The sequence below is a fragment of the Polaromonas sp. genome, assembly GCF_016185115.1.
Lineage (GTDB): Bacteria > Pseudomonadota > Gammaproteobacteria > Burkholderiales > Burkholderiaceae_C > Polaromonas.
The window spans coordinates 1-15,746 of record NZ_JACPOF010000005.1 but is presented as its reverse complement, the minus strand read 5'-3'; the positions used below and the strand labels follow the sequence as shown (position 1 = coordinate 15,746).

Genomic DNA, 15,746 nt, shown 5'->3' with positions numbered 1-15,746 from the left:
ACGCCGGCCCGGTGCCTGAGGGCCGCAGCGGCTTGCTGACGAGTGGAACAGTGGCTGCCGTACTCATGCCACAGCCCCCATGCGGCGGTTGACCCAGCGCTCCAGCCGGAGCGCGCCAAAGTTGATGGCGTAACCGACCACACCAATCCAGAACAGCCAGGCCAGCATCAGGCTCGGGTCCATGCTTTGCTGCGCAATCATCATGGCGTAACCCATGCCATTGGGATTGGCCGCGACCTCTACTGTCACAGCCACTACCAGCGCAATCGACACCCCCAGACGCATGGCGACAAACAGGCGCGGGACTATGGCCGGCAGGATGATCTTGAAGGCGCGCTGCGCCGGGCTGAGGCCCAGCACGCGGCTGACTTCCAGCAGCCGCGGTTCAACCTGCTGCACTGCCGCCTGCGTGAGAATCATCAAAGGCCAGAATGATGCAAACGCCACGATGGAAAACTCCATGCGCAAACCAAAACCGAAGACCAGCATGGACAGCGGTATCAGCGCCACCGATGGCACAGGCCTGAACACCTCAATCGAAAAGAAGGCCATGCGGGCCGTGCGTTTTGACAGCCCGAGAACAATGCCCGACGCAATGCCCAGCACTGCTGCAATCAGCAAACCAAGCGCTGCAGCGCCCAGCGTGAAACCGGTCGCACCCCAGAGCGAGCCGTCGGTGACGGCCGTGACGAACGCCTTGATGGCGGCTGTGGGCGGCGCAATCGCATCACTGTTTTTGCCTATGGTTCGGGCGTACCACTCATAACCGCCTAACGCCGCCACGGGAAACCACCATGGTTTCAGTTTTTTGACAACCCACCCCATTGGATCAGTCATGGCTTTGCTCGATAAACGCAAACAGCTCACGGCGCAGCTTCAGGAACTCCGGATGCTCCTTGGTCGATAGCTGGTCGCGGGGGCGTGGGATCTGCACATCAATCATGCGCGCCAGACTGGGCCGGCCGGGGCCGGGGTTGGCCTGCAGTGCAATGACGCGGTCGCCCAGGTAAATGGCTTCTTCAAGGTCGTGCGTGACAAACAGCACCGTGAGGCCTTCGTCGCGCACCAGCCTTGCGAGTTCGTCCTGCAGGCTCTGGCGTGTGAGCGCATCCAGCGCGCCGAAAGGCTCGTCCATCATCAGCACTTCGGGCTTTTGCGCCAGGCAGCGTGCGATCTGCACGCGCTGCTGCATGCCGCCTGAAAGCTGTGCAGGAAATTTGTAGGCGTGTTTGGACAGCCCCACTTTGGCCAGCACGTCGGCAATGCGCGCAGGCCTTTCGGCTGCAGGCACGCCCGCCGCTTCAAGCGCCAGGCTGATGTTGCCTTCCACACTGCGCCAGGGCAGCAGCGCGCGGCCGTAGTCCTGGAACACGAAGGCGACTTCGCGCGTGGGTTCTGTCACCAGCTTGCCGTGGCGCCGCACCTCGCCGCCGCTGGCCAGCAGCAATCCGGTGGCGGCACGCAGCAAGGTGGTCTTGCCGCAGCCGCTGGGGCCGACGATGCAGACAAACTCGCCCCGCCCCACCTCAAAGGAAGTGGGCGAGAGAATTTCGCGCCCGCCGAGGTGAATGGCCACCTCGTTAAAGGTCAGTATCGGGGTGCTTGTCATTTTTTTGTATAGGTCGGGGACTTACCGCAGGGCACAGGCCCTGGCGTATTCCACTTTCCATTGGAGGCGATAACAAGGCGCGAAGTCGAGGGCAGTGCTATAGCAGGGCAAGACGAAGCAACGCAGTTATCGCTTTCAACGGGGATGGAATTACTTGAAGATCAGGTTCGCGACCTTGGGGTCGGTTTGCAGCATGCCCTGGTCCTTCATCAGGCCAACCCAGTAAGACATCTGCTTTTCAGACACGCTGGGGCCGGGGGGCGAGATCTGCACCTTGGCCACGACTGCCGGCGGCAGCTTGGTGTATTTGGCGATGGCGTCGCGCACGGCACCGTCGTTTTTGGGCTGGCCGATGAAGGTAGCGGCTTCCTGTACAGCTTCACGGAACAGCCTGACCTGCGGTGCATTCTTCGTTGCCCAGTCGCGTTTGGCCGCGTACAGGATGGTGTGGTTGCCGGCCTCAAGGAAGGTTGAGTAATACGAGGCCACGTAACCCACGCCGCTGTCGACGATGCGGCTCATGAACGGGTCGGCCGTGACCACCGCATCGATGGAGCCGCCACGCAGCAGGTCGCCGTGCTGCGGGAAAGACGCCTCGACAAAGTTGACCTTCTTGTAGTCAACGCCGCTTTGTTTGAGCCATGCGCGGAAGGTCACGTGCAGGAAAGCACCCAGGCCAGGAACGCCGACCTTTTTGCCAATCACATCCTGCGCGGAACGGATGCCGGAACCGGCCTTGGCCACCAGCCCGAAACCGGTGATGGTCTTGGAGGTGATACCACCGCCAGCCACCACCACGTGGTCGAGCCCGCCTTCCACCGACTGCAAAAACACGGAAGGCGTCGGGCCGCCCATCTGCAGTGAGTCGGACTGGATGGCCGCCGGAATGGTGGAGTTCAGCGGAATGAACTTCAGCTCGACATCGAGCTTGCGTTTGGTGAAGTAGCCCTGCTCTGCCGCCACAAAGACCGAGGCGAAATCAGTGACTGCCGTATAGCCGAACACGATCTTGCCGGACTGCGCCAAAGCGGGGAAAGCCAGCGCGGCGGATGCAGCACCTATGGTGCCCAGTGCTGCGCGGCGATTGAGGGTGAGGTTGTTCATGCTTGTCTCTTTCTGTTTTTGAGGTTGCGGGTTTTGGGTGAGGGTGAAGTGGAAACCGGGGGACTTGCAGGAGCGAGCGCAGCACGCAGCCCGCCCACGATGAAATGCGCCAGCATGCCGGCCGCCGAAGGGTCGGCCGGGCTGGCGTCGCCCTGCGCCAGGCGTTTGACGCGGTGGTCACTGATGTGATGCAGCAGGGCACCCAGCAGGAACTGGTAACCCCAGGCGACCTGCCCGCGCGTGGCATGCGGGAAGACCTTGTTCATCGCATCGATAAAGGCGTGCGCCAGCGGGTCGAAAAAATCACGCAGCACGCGGTCTGTCTGGTCTTGCGAAATATAAAGTTCGCGCGCTACTAGCAGGGCGTAGTACTCGCCCTCGGGGCTGGCGCGCAGCCGCAGCACCGGGCCTATGAAGGCCTCGATGATGCGCGGCAGGGTGTCGGGGTGCAAGGGGTCACCCTTGACATCGCGCAGGCCCTGAAGCCGCTCTTCAATGGTGTCGTTCCAGTGCGCAAAGATGGCATAGAACAGCTCATGCTTGGGGCCGTAGTGATAGCCCACCAGCGCCAGCGGCACGCCGGCCTCATCGGCAATCTGGCGGATGCTGACCGCGTGGTAACCGTGCTGCGCAAACAGCTTTTCAGCCGCAAGCAGGATGTCGGCCTTGCGGTCGGTTTTTGTTTTGGGTGCGGGCTTTTTGACGGAGGGCGTCAGCGCAATCTTCGGCAGGCGCGTGCGCCCCGCCCTGGCGGGTGCGGATGGGGGGCGTGTGCTGCTCAGCATGAGCTGGTACTGTACGACCGTACAAAAAAATTGAACACGCGTACAAACCCTGACCAGGGCCTGTTGGCCCGCCCACGGCACCCCAGGCGACGGGACCGCGGGCAAGCGGTCAAAATAGCGGGATGAATTCTTTAGACGGCATCCGCGTTCTCGATCTTTCCCGTGTACTCGCGGGCCCCTGGTGCACCCAGAACCTTGCCGACCTTGGTGCCGATGTCATCAAGATCGAGCGCCCCGGCGCAGGGGACGACACTCGCACCTGGGGCCCGCCCTTCCTGAAGGACGACCAGGGCAACGAGACGCGCGAAGCGGCCTATTACCTAGGTGCCAACCGCAACAAACGCTCCGTCACCTGCGACATCGCCAAAGCCGAGGGCCAGTCGCTGATACGCGATTTGGCCTTGCATTGCGATGTGTTTGTTGAGAACTTCAAGGTCGGCGACATGGCGCGCTACGGACTGGATTACGCCTCGCTCAAGGCCATCAACCCGCGCCTCGTGTACTGCTCGGTCACCGGCTTCGGCCAGAACGGTCCCTACGCCGACCGCGCCGGTTACGACTACGCCATCCAGGGCATGGGCGGGCTGATGAGCGTGACCGGCGAGCGTGACGACATAGGCGGCGGGCCGCAAAAGGTCGGGGTTGCCGTCGCTGATTTGATGACCGGCATGTACGCCACGGTCGGCATCCTCGCAGCGCTGCGTCATGCCGAAAAAACCGGTGAAGGTCAGTACGTGGACATGGCGCTGCTCGACACACAGGTGGCCATGCTGGCCAATCTGGGCGCGAACTATCTCGTCAGCGGCAAGGTGCCCGGCCGCATGGGCAATGCGCACCAGAACATCGTGCCCTACCAGGTGTTTGAAACTGCGCCTGCTGCGGATGGAACCAAAGACCACCTGATCCTGGCGGTCGGCAACGACTCGCAGTACGTCAAGTTCTGCGGCGTCGCCAACATCCCCGAACTGGGCGTGAACCCGCTGTTTGCGAAGAACAGCGACCGCGTGAAGAACCGCGCGCAGCTGGTGCCGATTCTGGAGACCGTGCTCAAGACCCGCAGCAAGGCCGACTGGCTGGCCGCGCTTGAAGCGGCCAAGGTGCCCTGTGGCGCGATCAACAACCTGGCCGAGGTCTTCACCGACCCGCAGGTCGAGGCGCGCAAGATGGTGACCGAATGGCAGCACCCTTTGCGGCATGACCTGCGGCTGGTGTCCAGCCCCATCAAGCTCAGCGCCACGCCGGTACGCACCGACCTGCCGCCGCCGCGCCTGGGCCAGCACACCGATGAAGTGCTGCGCAGCGTGCTGAACTACGGAGATGAAAAACTGTCTGGACTGAAAGACAGCAAGATCATCTGATGACACCACACATTTCAGTTTCGCCGCTTGGCAGCAGGCGGCATTCGCTGGCGCTGATCGCCGGCGCAGCGCTCGCATGCACCCTGGCTTCGCGGGTACTGGCAGCAGACACCGCCCTGCCCGTTCCGCCATCGCTGCCGCTGGCCGCGCAAACCGCAGCCGCCAAAGGCGAGCCGCTGGTGCTGCTCATCAGCCTGCCCGGCTGCCCATATTGCGAGCTGGTGCGGCGCAGCTACCTGCTGCCCATGCGCGCTGAAGGCCTGCAGGCCTGGCAAATCAACATCACGGACCGCCGGGCATCACTGACTGGTTTTGACGGCAAGCCCGTCAGCCCGGAAGTGCAGGCCGGCTTGTGGAAGGCGACTTTTACGCCGACGGTGCTGTTTCTGGGCCCGCAGGGCCAGATGCTGGCACCACCGCTGGTCGGCATTGCCGTGCCGGACTTCTACGGCGCCTATCTGGACGAGCGACTGGCCACGGCGCGCAAGGCGCTGGCCCGCTAGCAGTCAGAGCCGACTCGGGGCAGAGGATAGATCGCTATATTTTTAGTAGCTGCTCACGCACGTATTTATTGGCTTGCAGCCCGATTTGGCACTCAAAAATGGCCTTTTTTGGCCGTTTTGAAGCTCACCAGGGACTCAAAAACCATCCAGATTGGCAAAAGTTAATATGAAACTTAACTTTTCGGGATTTTTTAACGTACACGTTAAAAATAGCGGGCAAGAGCGATTCTGATCAATCTTCCGCCGCTTTGCCCCGCCATCACTTCATCGCGCCAAAGACCTTCTTCAAAATCGCACTGCCGGTGCCGACCGGGTCCTGGCGTATCTTCTTTTCTTCTTCGCCAATGATGAGGTAAAGCCCGTCCAGCGACTTGCCAGTCACGTACTGCTGGATGTTGGCGTCTTCCTTCTTGACCAGGCCAAAACCCGCTGCCTTGCCGGCGAACTCGTTGTATTTATTGGCCAAACCGACTTTTTCGGTGGCTTTGGTGACCACCGGCAAAAACTTCACGCCCAGCGGTGAACGGGTTTTTTCAGCAAAAAAGGTGGTGACCGAGGTTTCGCCACCCGTGAGAATGGACTTGGCATCATTGACGCTCATGTTGCGCACCGCACTGACCAGCAAATCCTTGCCCATGGGCACTGCAGCTTCAGCGGCGCGGTTGATCGACGTGACCAGCTCATCGATGCGCTTGCCCTGGCCGAGGTTTCTCAGCAGTTTGGACGCATCTTCCAGAAAACCCGGCAGCGGGATGCGAACTTTCGGGTTGCCGAGGAATCCATCTGTCTTGCCCAGCAGGGCAACGGCCGCGATGGCGCCTTTTTCAAGGGCGGTTTTCAGGCCGGCACTGGCGTCGGTATTGCTGATGCCGGCCAGGTCGCCCAGCGACAGGGCATGCGCCTGCTGGTAGGTGGCCAGTATCAGTGCGCCCAGCGCGCTGACACCGGCCTTGTTAAAATTGCGACGTTGCATATGAGTACCCCCATGAATAAATTTTTCGCCGCCCCAGTATGCCGCATGGCTGCAGCAGCGGTGCTTGCCATGGCCAGCGTGGCGGGGCTCTACGGATGCGGCGGCGCACAGACTGCGCCAAACTCGACCTTTGTGTTGCTCGACGGCAGCAAACAGACCACCGCAGACCTCAAGGGCAAGGTCACGCTGGTCAATTTCTGGGCCACCAGCTGCGTCACCTGCGTGGCGGAAATGCCTAAGGTCATAGCCACCTACAACAAGTACAAAAGCCAGGGCTACGACACCATGGCCGTCGCCATGAGTTACGACCCGCCCAGCTACGTCGTCAACTACACCGAAACCCGCAAGCTCCCCTTCAAGGTCGCCATCGACAACACGGGCGCCGTCGCCAAGGCCTGGGGCGATGTGCAGCTCACCCCCACGACCTACATCGTCAACAAGCGCGGCGAGATCGTCAAGCAGTATGTGGGCGAGCCTGACTTTGCGGCCCTGCACCAGCTGATTGAAAAGCTGCTGGCAGAAACCTGAGCCGGCAAGCGTTCCGCATACAAAAAAAAGGGGCTGGATTCGCATGAATCCAGCCCCTTCTTGTTGGGCCAGCTTAAGAACCTGAACCGCGCTTATTGCGGGTAGGCTTCGATGCTGATGCTCAGCTTGACTTCATCGGAAATGGCTGGCACGCCGAATTTCATGCCCCAGTCGGTACGTTTGATGGAGGTCTGCACGTCCGCGCCGCACATGGGCTTCTTGTTGAAGGGGTGAGGTGCACACTTGAAAGAAGTGACGGCGAGTTTGACCGGCTTGGTCACGCCGAGCATGGTCAGGGTGCCGTCAACGCTTTCAACGTCGTCACCCTTGAAGTTGAACTTGGTGGACTTGAAAACGACATCCGGAAATTCCGCGCTGTTGAAGAAGTCTGCCGAACGCAGGTGTTCGTCGCGCGAGCGGGTGCCGTCGGCACGTTTGGCGTCACCGCTGTTGACGGACGCGCTGGCGATCTTGGCTTCCAGCGAACCGGTCTTCGCCGCCTGGTCAAGCGTGATGGTGCCCGTCATGCGGTCAAAGCGGCCATGGATGGTGGTCATGCCGAGGTGATTGATCGCGAAGTTGGGGAAGGAGTGCAGCGGATCTATGACATAGGTCGCTGGTGCTGCCAGCACGGACAGCGACAGGGGAAACAGGCAAACTGCCAGGGCGGTCGAAAGGCGGGACATAAGTTAGCTCCTCTTGATGGGGTAAGGTGACGACACTAGACAATCCACTCAAGTGGACGATGATCCCGCAGTAAACCAGGCAATGGCCACTGCGAGCAACATGGGGACAAGCGCCGCCAGGGCGCTCAGGAAAGCGGTGAGCCAGACCGGCCATTTACCGGTGGGAACCACACGCGGGGCCCAGGAAATGGCCAGAGTCGGCAGCAGGCAGTACCACGGCAACGAGCCGGTAAAGACGGCCAGCAGGCCCACCAGGCCGGCGACCACGGTGGCCGGTAACGCCAGAGTCCATCCGGTAGGTGCACGCTTTCCAGTCAACATCTGCAGCAGAAGCGCAGCGCCAGAACTAGCGCCTATCGCGATGCCGACCTGGGCCAGGGAGGCCGATGCGCCAAGCAGCGCAAGACCGCCGCTGCACAGGCCCAGCATCAACGCGCCAGAGGCCGCACTTACCGAATCGTCGCCCGCGCGGTTGCCGGATTCCACCAGCGCTGCAAGGTAGAGGGCCGCAGCCGCACCTGCCAGCAGGGCGGGGCCGGTTTCCTTTTGCTGAAGAACGCGCAGCACGACCCAGACCGCTGCAGCCGCAGCGAGCAGGGCCAGCGCTGCTCGCACGGCTTTGCCTGACTGCACGCTGGTCAACTCCAGCACGAGCACCAGAATTGTTGTTGCCGTCCCGGCCAGAACCATCTTGCGTGCAGAAGTCAGCGAATCAAAAGAAAACCCCAGAGCCAGAAAAACGACGGTAAAAAAACCTGCGCCAATGGCCAGCCCGAGCAGGCGGGTTCTATGCAGCAACGCAGCAACGACCAGTGCAGCAACGAAAGGGGCGACGCCCGCCTGTATTGCCGGGTTGCTCAACAATTCATTCATGCTGTTTTCCTCTGCTTTTTGATATTTGGACTTGAAGGCGCATGCCGCGGCAGGAGCTGTCTGGACTCAGCAGGGGGCGGGTCCGCAGGCGTCAAGTAGCCGGAAAATCGGCATGACTTTCGCAGGTGCAGTGCAGGTGTCCGGTTTCATGATTCCCCTCTCGTTATTTTTGGTTCTAACCCGCGCAGGATTTTTATTCTCGCAAGCTGGCTTGAGTGGGGTGGAGCTTAACAAGTTCCGCAAAAATGGGGGGATTCGGGAAAGCACCGATAAATTTTGCGTGGCGGGCAGCAACAGGAAATTTCTCCGACGCATCTGTATAGTGGGCGCATCTTCCGAAACGCGGATGCAAACTCAGTGCCCCACAGTCCCATACAGCTCATCACCCCCACAAGTGCCGAACAGCTCGCGGCCACCAGACTGATCTTTCAGGAGTATGCCGAAGGGCTGGGCATAGACCTCGGCTTCCAGGATTTCGATGCCGAACTGGCCAGCCTGCCCGGCGACTATGCAGCGCCCGGGGGCGCCCTGCTGCTCGCGCTGGTGGACGGTGAGATAGCGGGTTGCTGTGCACTGCGCGCATTGCATTCCGCCGATTACCCCAACGCCTGCGAAATGAAACGGCTCTACGTACGCAAGGCCTTTCGGCGGTTTGGCCTGGGCCGCCAGTTGGCGGAGGCCATCATCGACATGGCGCGGGTAGCTGGCTACAGACACCTGTTGCTCGACACACTCAGCGACATGGAATCGGCTCGCGCGCTCTACACAGACCTGGGTTTTGAAGACATACCACCCTACTATCACAACCCGATAGCGGGCGCTCACTACCTGAAAGTCGATCTCGCCGCGTGAGCGGGACGAATTTGACCTGCCAGACGCAACACCGGGGACAGACATAAAAATGCCGCTGGCATGCAGCGGCATTTTTGCGGGAACGCGCCCGTGCGGGGCATCGTTGGCGAGCGCCAACTTCCCTCTAAATTCAGGCTTTGGCTTGTGCCAGCAAGGTGGCGGCGTCACTCACTTCAAACTTGCCGGGGCCCTCCACATTCAGGCTGGCGACCTTCCCGTCCTTGACCAGCATCGAATAACGGTTGCTGCGCACGCCCATGCCGCGTGCCGTCAGGTCAAGAAAAAGGCCGGTGGCCTTGGCGAATTCGGCACTGCCGTCACCCAGCATGCGCACCTTGCCGTCGGTCTTCTGGTCACGCGCCCAGGCGCCCATCACAAAGGCGTCGTTAACACTCACGCACCAGATTTCATCCACGCCAGCCGCCTTGAGCTCGGAGAATTTCTCGACATAGCCGGGCACATGCTTGGCAGAGCAGGTTGGCGTGAACGCGCCTGGCAGGGCAAACAGGGCAATGGTCTTGCCGGCGGTGGCCTTGGCCACATCGACCGGGTTGGGGCCGATGCTGCAGCCGTTGCCTTCAACTTCTGAAAACTCCATCAGCGTGGTTGCAGGAAGGGTGTCTCCGACTTTGATCATGGAATGCTCCGGTTTTGTGAGGTAAATGGGGATAAAAAGAAAACGCTATTCTTATCGATACAGGAAAGCCTTGCTTGCAGAGGGTTGGAGGCCGCAGTCAGCGTTCACTGACACCTCCGATACTGGGCCAAAAACAAAAACGGCCCACACAGTGAGCCGTTTTTTGACTTTTCAGTCATGAGCCTGTTTGCACAGGATCAGACGATGGCAGCCTTCTCAACCAGACGGGTCACAACCCAGTTCTTGGTCTTGGAGATAGGACGGCTTTCGGTGATCTCGATCACGTCGCCCGTGTGGTACTCGCCCTTTTCATCATGGGCATGGTACTTCGAGGACAGCGATACGATCTTGCCGTACAGCTCGTGCTTGACGCGGCGCTCGACCAGAACCGTGACGGTCTTGGCGCGCTTGTCGCTCACCACCTTGCCAATCAGGGTGCGCTTGAGGGATTTTTTAGCTTCCGTCATTATTTGGCTCCTTGCTTGACGATGGTTTCGGCCAGGATAGTCTTGGCGCGAGCGATGGAACGGCGTGTGGAACGCAGCGTTGCCGTGTTGTTGAGTTGTTGCGTGGCTTTTTGCATGCGCAGGCCAAAGTGGGCTTTTTGCAGCTCTTTGACTTCAGCTTTCAGGCCGGCAACGTCTTTTTGGCGGAGTTCAGTGGATTTGGTCATGTTCATTTCCCCTTACTGGCCGATCATGCGGCTGACAAACGTGGTGCGCAGCGGCAGCTTGGCAGATGCCAGGCGGAACGCTTCTCGGGCCAGTTCTTCAGGAACGCCGACGATTTCAAAAACGATTTTGCCGGGCTGGATTTCAGCCACGTAGTACTCGGGGTTACCTTTACCGTTACCCATACGCACTTCAGCAGGCTTTTGGGAAATCGGCTTGTCCGGGAACACACGGATCCAGATACGGCCGCCACGTTTGACGTGACGGGAAATCGCACGGCGTGCGGCTTCGATCTGGCGTGCGGTCAGGCGACCACGGTCTGTGCATTTGAGGCCAAAATCACCGAATGCCACCGAGCTGCCACGTGTGGCAACGCCGGTGTTACGGCCTTTTTGCTCTTTGCGATATTTTCTGCGAGCGGGTTGCAGCATTTGTATTCTCCGTAGTTAGACCGATTACTCGGTCTTGGCACCGTCAGCTGCTGCAGCTGGCGCGGCTTTACGGACGCGCTTAACGGTGGTTTTCGGGGCTTCGCTACCAACGGTAGCTTCAGCCGGCTTGTCGCTTCCATCTGCCGGAGCGGTGTTCGTGCCTGCGGCGCGGGGTGCGCGGGCACCACGTGGAGCTGCAGGACGGTCTGTACCCGGACGTGCATCACGGCGTGGGCCGCGCGGCTTGCGTTCTTCGTCAGCCACTTCGGCCATCTTGGCGCCTGGCGCATCATTGCGGCCCAGGGTATCGCCCTTGTAGACCCAGACCTTGACGCCGATCACACCATAGGTGGTCTTGGCTTCAGAGGTGCCGTAGTCGATGTCTGCACGCAGGGTGTGGAGGGGCACGCGACCTTCGCGGTACCACTCGCAACGCGCGATTTCGATGCCGTTGAGGCGGCCGGACGACATGATCTTGATGCCCAGGGCACCCAGACGCATGGCGTTTTGCATGGCGCGCTTCATCGCACGGCGGAACATGATGCGTTTCTCAAGCTGCTGGGTGATGCTGTCAGCGATGAGCTTGGCATCAATTTCAGGCTTGCGAACTTCTTCGATGTTCACGGCGACGGGCACGCCCAGCTGGCGGCTCAGTTCTTTCTTGAGGTTCTCGATGTCCTCGCCCTTCTTGCCGATCACGACGCCCGGACGTGCCGAGAAAATCGTGATGCGTGCGTTCTTGGCGGGGCGCTCGATCAGGACGCGCGAAACCGCAGCGTTCTTGAGCTTGGCCTTGAGGTATTCGCGAACCTTGATGTCTTCAGCCAGCATGCCGGCGAAGTCACGGTTGCTCGCGTACCAGCGGCTTGACCAGTTGCGGCTGACTGAAAGGCGGAACCCGGTTGGGTTGATTTTTTGTCCCATATCCTGCTGCCTTTAGTTGCCGACCACAACGTACACATGGCACGTGGGCTTGCTGATGCTGTTGCCGCGGCCTTTGGCGCGCGCGGAGAAACGCTTGAGCGTGGCGCCCTGTTCGACGTAGATGGTCTTGACCTTCAGTTCGTCGATATCGGCGCCGTCGTTATGTTCAGCGTTGGCGATGGCGGACTCAACCACCTTCTTGATGATTCCAGCAGCTTTTTTCTGCGTGAATGTCAGGATGTTGAGCGCTTGATCCACTTTTTTGCCGCGGATCAGGTCAGCGACCAGGCGGCCCTTGTCGACCGACAGACGAACGCCCCGGAGGGTTGCACGTGTTTCCATGGTCTTTTCCTTACTTTCTCACAACTTTTTTGTCAGCTGGATGGCCCTTGAAAGTCCGGGTGAGTGCGAACTCGCCCAGCTTGTGGCCAACCATCTGATCGGTGATGTAGACGGGGACGTGCTGCTTGCCGTTATGCACGGCGATGGTCAGGCCGATGAACTCGGGCAGGATCATGGAGCGGCGCGACCAGGTCTTGATCGGCTTTTTGTCTTTCGTGGTAACGGCTTTATCAGCCTTGGCTACCAGGTGATGGTCGACAAAGGGACCTTTTTTGAGTGAACGTGTCATGGGTTAGCCTTACTTCTTGCGACGCGAAACAATCATCACTTGCGTGCGCTTGTTGTTGCGGGTGCGGTAGCCCTTGGTCAGGTTACCCCATGGATCGACAGGATGGCGGCCTTCGCCGGTCTTGCCTTCGCCGCCACCGTGTGGGTGATCGACCGGGTTCATGACCACACCGCGAACGGTCGGGCGAATACCCATCCAGCGCTTCACACCGGCCTTGCCGAGACGGCGCAGGCTGTGTTCTTCGTTGGCGACTTCGCCAATGGTGGCACGGCATTCGATGTGGATCTTGCGGACTTCACCGGAGCGCATGCGCACCTGGGCGTAAGTACCTTCACGAGCCAGCAAGGTTGCCGAGGTGCCGGCGGAACGTGCAATCTGCGCGCCCTTGCCGATTTGCATCTCGATGCAATGGATGGTCGAACCCACAGGGATATTGCGGATCGGCAGGGTGTTGCCGACACGAATCGGGGCTTCGGAACCGCTGATCAGCGTTGCGCCGACTTCAAGGCCGCGAGGGGCAATGATGTAGGCACGTTCGCCGTCTGCGTAGCAGATCAGGGCAATGTGGGCCGTGCGGTTGGGGTCGTACTCGATACGTTCGACCTTGGCCGGAATGGCGTCCTTGTTGCGCTTGAAGTCCACCACACGGTAGTGGTGCTTGTGACCGCCGCCCTTGTGGCGAACAGTGATGTGGCCGTTGTTGTTGCGGCCGGACTTCTGGAATTGCGGCTCCAGCAGCGGTGCGTGGGGCTCACCCTTGTACAGGTGGTCACGCGAGATCTTCACCATGCCGCGCATGCCCGGCGAGGTGGGTTTCATTTTAATGACAGCCATTACGCAGACTCCCCACCGAGGTTGAGCTCTTGACCTGGCTTGAGCGTCACATAGGCCTTGCGAACGTTGTCGCGGCGGCCGACGGACTTGCCGAAGCGCTTGGTCTTGCCTTTGATGTTCAGGACGGCCACCGACTGGACATCCACCTTGAACATCAGCTGCACGGCAGCCTTGATTTCAAACTTGGTGGCATCCTGCAGTACCTTGAAGGTCACTGCGTTGGTCTTGTCCGCAATCATCGTGGCCTTTTCAGACACGATGGGCGCGACCAGGACCTGCATCAGGCGGCCTTCGTCGAATTTCAGCTTGGAAGAAGATGGGTTACGGACGCTCATGCGAACATCTCCTTGAGTTGGTCCATGGCAGCCTTGGTGACCAGAACCTTCTTGTAATGAACCAGCGACACCGGATCGGCGTAGCGGGGCTCAACCACAAGAATGTTGACCAGGTTGCGTGAAGCCAGGTACAGGTTCTCGTCGACCACGTCGGCGATGACCAGCACGGAGCTCAGGTTCATGGCCTTGAACTTGTCGGCCAGGACCTTGGTTTTTGGTGAATCGACAGTCAGCGAGTCAACCACAGACAGGCGGCCTTCGCGCGCCAGCTGCGAGAAGATCGACGCCATACCGGCGCGATACATCTTCTTGTTGATCTTCTGCGTGAAGTTTTCGTCAGGCATGTTCGGGAAGATACGACCGCCGCCGCGCCACAGTGGCGAAGACGTCATACCTGCACGTGCACGACCCGTACCCTTTTGTTTGAAAGGCTTCTTGGTCGAGTGACGGACCTGCTCACGGTCTTTTTGTGCCCGGGTACCCTGGCGGGCGTTGGCCTGGAAGGCCACGACCACCTGGTGAATCAGGCTTTCGTTGTATTCGCGACCAAACACGGTATCAGGCACGTCCACCTTGGACGAAGCCATACCCTGGTCATTCAGGAGTTCGACCTGCATCAGTTCGCTCCTTTTGCAGCAGCTGCTGGTTTGGCCTTGATCGCGGCGCGAACCGTGACAAAACCGCCTTTGGAACCAGGCACGGCGCCACGGATCATCAGCAGTTGACGGGCTTCGTCAATGCGAACGATGTCGAGGTTCTGTGTGGTCTTGGTGACGTCACCGAGGTGGCCCGTCATGCGTTTACCAGGAAACACACGACCGGGATCCTGCGCCATACCGATGGAGCCGGGAACGTTGTGCGAACGGCTGTTACCGTGCGACGCGCGCTGCGAGCTCATCTTGTGACGCTTGATCGTGCCGGCGAAGCCTTTACCGATGGAAGTGCCCTGCACGTCCACCTTCTGGCCCACGGCAAACACGTCAGCAGCAGGCACAACCGTACCGGCTGCGTATTTGCCTGCGACATCAGCGGTCACGCGGAATTCTTTAAGGATTTCACCAGCTTCAACACCTGCTTTTGCAAGGTGGCCGGCGGCCGGCTTGGTCACGCGCGATGCTTTGCGCGAGCCAAATGCCACTTGGAGGGCACTGTAGCCGTCATTTGCTTCGGTTTTAACCTGGGTCACGCGGTTGTTGGATACATCCACCACCGTGACAGGAACTGTGTCCCCATCATCAGTGAACAGACGCATCATGCCAACCTTGCGGCCCAGCAACCCGAGGGAGTTGCTCAGACTCATGATGTGTTCTTTCGTAACTTCCACCGCTGCGACTTCAATTGGCCACAGACGTTTTTGTGTAGAAGACTGTTAATAAAACCGCCCTCGCCGTGTGAACACGCCAAGGACAGCCCAAGAGTATAGCGCGGGCCGCCAAAAATGGCAAGCCCGCGCCAAAACCTGTTCTTTTGGGGTTCAGGCTGTTGCCCAAACCCCGATTCTCTTTACTGCAGCTTGATTTCGACGTCGACGCCAGCAGGCAGATCGAGCTTCATCAGGGCGTCAACGGTTTTGTCCGTTGGGTCGACGATGTCCATCAGGCGCTGGTGCGTACGGATTTCGAGCTGGTCGCGCGAGGTCTTGTTGACGTGCGGCGAACGCAGGATGTCAAAACGCTTCATGCGGGTCGGCAGGGGCACGGGGCCCTTGACGATCGCGCCGGTACGCTTGGCGGTGTCAACGATTTCAGCTGCCGACTGGTCGATCAGCTTGTAATCAAACGCCTTCAGGCGGATGCGGATTTTTTGCTTGGTGGCCATGGTAATTCCTTAAGTATTCGCAGAATTACGCAATGATCTTGGCCACGACGCCGGCGCCGACGGTCTTGCCGCCTTCACGGATGGCAAAGCGCAGGCCCTCTTCCATGGCGATCGGGTTGATCAGCTTGACGGTGATCGACACGTTGTCGCCCGGCATGACCATTTCCTTGCCTTCTGGCAACTCGATCGCACCG

General features: G+C 59.9%; 23 protein-coding genes and 1 pseudogene. 4 read left to right on the top strand and 20 right to left on the bottom strand.

Going from position 1 to position 15,746, the window contains the following annotated elements; genetic code table 11:
• Window positions 1-63 precede the first annotated feature (63 nt).
• The 4 genes from HYX42_RS04305 to HYX42_RS04290 all read right to left on the bottom strand — a co-directional run bounded on the left by HYX42_RS04305 (window position 64) and on the right by HYX42_RS04290 (window position 3,498).
• Complete coding sequence (locus HYX42_RS04305; protein ID WP_293400213.1) at window positions 64-837, bottom strand: ABC transporter permease; 774 nt, start codon at window positions 835-837, stop codon at window positions 64-66.
• On the bottom strand, window positions 830-1,609 hold the full coding sequence (locus tag HYX42_RS04300; RefSeq protein WP_293400210.1) for an ABC transporter ATP-binding protein: 780 nt from the start codon (window positions 1,607-1,609) through the stop codon (window positions 830-832). Before HYX42_RS04300 ends, HYX42_RS04305 begins: the two co-directional genes overlap by 8 nt.
• Window positions 1,610-1,759: 150 nt before the next feature.
• Window positions 1,760-2,713: an ABC transporter substrate-binding protein gene (locus HYX42_RS04295; RefSeq protein ID WP_293400207.1), complete on the bottom strand. Its 954-nt coding sequence runs from the start codon at window positions 2,711-2,713 to the stop codon at window positions 1,760-1,762.
• Window positions 2,710-3,498 (bottom strand): TetR/AcrR family transcriptional regulator, encoded by a 789-nt coding sequence (locus tag HYX42_RS04290; protein ID WP_293400204.1) that lies wholly within the window; start codon window positions 3,496-3,498, stop codon window positions 2,710-2,712. Before HYX42_RS04290 ends, HYX42_RS04295 begins: the two co-directional genes overlap by 4 nt.
• Before the next feature lie 122 nt (window positions 3,499-3,620).
• Between HYX42_RS04290 and HYX42_RS04285 the strand changes: the two genes are divergently transcribed.
• Entirely contained in the window at window positions 3,621-4,856 is a 1,236-nt protein-coding gene (locus tag HYX42_RS04285; RefSeq protein WP_293400201.1) for a CaiB/BaiF CoA-transferase family protein, read from the top strand.
• The gene (locus HYX42_RS04280) at window positions 4,856-5,359 is read left to right on the top strand and encodes a hypothetical protein (protein WP_293400198.1); all 504 of its coding nucleotides are present in this window, start codon (window positions 4,856-4,858) and stop codon (window positions 5,357-5,359) included. Before HYX42_RS04285 ends, HYX42_RS04280 begins: the two co-directional genes overlap by 1 nt.
• A 259-nt stretch (window positions 5,360-5,618) precedes the next feature.
• On the opposite strand, the gene HYX42_RS04275 is transcribed toward HYX42_RS04280, so the two are convergent.
• Window positions 5,619-6,332, bottom strand: coding sequence for a DUF4197 domain-containing protein (locus tag HYX42_RS04275; protein ID WP_293400195.1), 714 nt, complete (start codon window positions 6,330-6,332; stop codon window positions 5,619-5,621).
• A gap of 69 nt (window positions 6,333-6,401) precedes the next feature.
• Here HYX42_RS04275 and HYX42_RS04270 point away from each other — a divergent pair, with 69 nt between their 5' ends.
• Entirely contained in the window at window positions 6,402-6,860 is a 459-nt protein-coding gene (locus HYX42_RS04270) for a TlpA disulfide reductase family protein (RefSeq protein WP_293400339.1), read from the top strand.
• 92 nt (window positions 6,861-6,952) lie between these two features.
• Here the strand turns inward: HYX42_RS04270 and HYX42_RS04265 are convergent, their stop codons facing one another.
• On the bottom strand, window positions 6,953-7,546 hold the full coding sequence (locus HYX42_RS04265) for a YceI family protein (protein WP_293400192.1): 594 nt from the start codon (window positions 7,544-7,546) through the stop codon (window positions 6,953-6,955).
• A 48-nt stretch (window positions 7,547-7,594) separates the two neighbouring features.
• Window positions 7,595-8,419: a hypothetical protein gene (locus HYX42_RS04260; RefSeq protein ID WP_293400190.1), complete on the bottom strand. Its 825-nt coding sequence runs from the start codon at window positions 8,417-8,419 to the stop codon at window positions 7,595-7,597.
• A gap of 357 nt (window positions 8,420-8,776) precedes the next feature.
• On the opposite strand from HYX42_RS04260, the gene HYX42_RS04255 reads away from it, so the two are divergent.
• Window positions 8,777-9,271, top strand: a complete 495-nt coding sequence (locus tag HYX42_RS04255; RefSeq protein WP_293400188.1) for a GNAT family N-acetyltransferase — start codon at window positions 8,777-8,779, stop codon at window positions 9,269-9,271.
• Window positions 9,272-9,401: 130 nt separating this feature from the next.
• Here the strand turns inward: HYX42_RS04255 and HYX42_RS04250 are convergent, their stop codons facing one another.
• From HYX42_RS04250 to tuf, 13 genes and pseudogenes are all read right to left on the bottom strand, one after another.
• Entirely contained in the window at window positions 9,402-9,908 is a 507-nt protein-coding gene (locus HYX42_RS04250; protein WP_293400186.1) for a peroxiredoxin, read from the bottom strand.
• 197 nt (window positions 9,909-10,105) lie between these two features.
• Window positions 10,106-10,375, bottom strand: coding sequence for a 30S ribosomal protein S17 (gene rpsQ / locus HYX42_RS04245; protein ID WP_007866526.1), 270 nt, complete (start codon window positions 10,373-10,375; stop codon window positions 10,106-10,108).
• Window positions 10,375-10,581 carry a 50S ribosomal protein L29 gene (rpmC, locus tag HYX42_RS04240; protein WP_293400183.1) on the bottom strand — a complete coding sequence of 69 codons (207 nt, stop codon included), beginning with the start codon at window positions 10,579-10,581 and terminating at the stop codon, window positions 10,375-10,377. Before rpmC ends, rpsQ begins: the two co-directional genes overlap by 1 nt.
• A 12-nt stretch (window positions 10,582-10,593) precedes the next feature.
• Window positions 10,594-11,010: a 50S ribosomal protein L16 gene (gene rplP / locus HYX42_RS04235; protein WP_007866520.1), complete on the bottom strand. Its 417-nt coding sequence runs from the start codon at window positions 11,008-11,010 to the stop codon at window positions 10,594-10,596.
• A gap of 24 nt (window positions 11,011-11,034) precedes the next feature.
• On the bottom strand, window positions 11,035-11,934 hold the full coding sequence (rpsC, locus tag HYX42_RS04230; RefSeq protein WP_293400174.1) for a 30S ribosomal protein S3: 900 nt from the start codon (window positions 11,932-11,934) through the stop codon (window positions 11,035-11,037).
• 12 nt (window positions 11,935-11,946) lie between these two features.
• Window positions 11,947-12,276 carry a 50S ribosomal protein L22 gene (gene rplV / locus HYX42_RS04225; protein WP_293400171.1) on the bottom strand — a complete coding sequence of 110 codons (330 nt, stop codon included), beginning with the start codon at window positions 12,274-12,276 and terminating at the stop codon, window positions 11,947-11,949.
• A 10-nt stretch (window positions 12,277-12,286) separates the two neighbouring features.
• Window positions 12,287-12,565, bottom strand: a complete 279-nt coding sequence (gene rpsS / locus HYX42_RS04220) for a 30S ribosomal protein S19 (RefSeq protein WP_056178820.1) — start codon at window positions 12,563-12,565, stop codon at window positions 12,287-12,289.
• A gap of 9 nt (window positions 12,566-12,574) precedes the next feature.
• Complete coding sequence (gene rplB / locus HYX42_RS04215; RefSeq protein ID WP_293400160.1) at window positions 12,575-13,399, bottom strand: 50S ribosomal protein L2; 825 nt, start codon at window positions 13,397-13,399, stop codon at window positions 12,575-12,577.
• On the bottom strand, window positions 13,399-13,734 hold the full coding sequence (rplW, locus tag HYX42_RS04210; RefSeq protein ID WP_293400157.1) for a 50S ribosomal protein L23: 336 nt from the start codon (window positions 13,732-13,734) through the stop codon (window positions 13,399-13,401). The genes rplB and rplW overlap by 1 nt, the downstream gene beginning before the upstream one ends.
• Complete coding sequence (rplD, locus tag HYX42_RS04205; protein ID WP_293400154.1) at window positions 13,731-14,351, bottom strand: 50S ribosomal protein L4; 621 nt, start codon at window positions 14,349-14,351, stop codon at window positions 13,731-13,733. The genes rplW and rplD overlap by 4 nt, the downstream gene beginning before the upstream one ends.
• Window positions 14,351-15,034, bottom strand: a complete 684-nt coding sequence (gene rplC, locus HYX42_RS04200; RefSeq protein ID WP_293400151.1) for a 50S ribosomal protein L3 — start codon at window positions 15,032-15,034, stop codon at window positions 14,351-14,353. The genes rplD and rplC overlap by 1 nt, the downstream gene beginning before the upstream one ends.
• A gap of 203 nt (window positions 15,035-15,237) precedes the next feature.
• Window positions 15,238-15,552 carry a 30S ribosomal protein S10 gene (rpsJ, locus tag HYX42_RS04195; protein ID WP_007838118.1) on the bottom strand — a complete coding sequence of 105 codons (315 nt, stop codon included), beginning with the start codon at window positions 15,550-15,552 and terminating at the stop codon, window positions 15,238-15,240.
• Between the two features lie 25 nt (window positions 15,553-15,577).
• Window positions 15,578-15,746, bottom strand: a pseudogene (gene tuf, locus HYX42_RS04190) (elongation factor Tu); the annotation flags it as partial.